We start from the raw sequence: 612 nt of genomic DNA, 5'->3' as shown, positions 1-612 counted from the left end.
ATCTTCACCTAGATCCTTTTAAATTAAAAATGAAGTTTTAGCACGTGCTATTATTGAAGCATTTATCAGGGTTATTGTCTCATGAGCGGATACATATTTGAATGTATTTAGAAAAATAAACAAATAGGGGTTCCGCGCACATTTCCCCGAAAAGTGCCACCTGATGCGGTGTGAAATACCGCACAGATGCGTAAGGAGAAAATACCGCATCAGGAAATTGTAAGCGTTAATAATTCAGAAGAACTCGTCAAGAAGGCGATAGAAGGCGATGCGCTGCGAATCGGGAGCGGCGATACCGTAAAGCACGAGGAAGCGGTCAGCCCATTCGCCGCCAAGCTCTTCAGCAATATCACGGGTAGCCAACGCTATGTCCTGATAGCGGTCCGCCACACCCAGCCGGCCACAGTCGATGAATCCAGAAAAGCGGCCATTTTCCACCATGATATTCGGCAAGCAGGCATCGCCATGGGTCACGACGAGATCCTCGCCGTCGGGCATGCTCGCCTTGAGCCTGGCGAACAGTTCGGCTGGCGCGAGCCCCTGATGCTCTTCGTCCAGATCATCCTGATCGACAAGACCGGCTTCCATCCGAGTACGTGCTCGCTCGATGCG

At 50.8% G+C, this 612-nt stretch carries 1 protein-coding gene; it reads right to left on the bottom strand.

The features are described from left to right. Positions 1-234: 234 nt before the first annotated feature. Positions 235-612, bottom strand: a 378-nt coding sequence (locus H4O18_RS21885) for an aminoglycoside 3'-phosphotransferase (protein WP_187588648.1), incomplete at its 5' end; no start/stop codon positions are given.

Origin of the sequence: Arenibacter arenosicollis (assembly GCF_014397245.1) — a bacterium.
In the GTDB taxonomy this organism is placed as follows: Bacteria; Bacteroidota; Bacteroidia; order Flavobacteriales; family Flavobacteriaceae; genus Arenibacter; species Arenibacter arenosicollis.
The sequence above is the reverse complement of the archived record's forward strand: the minus strand, read 5'-3'. Positions and strand labels throughout refer to the sequence as shown.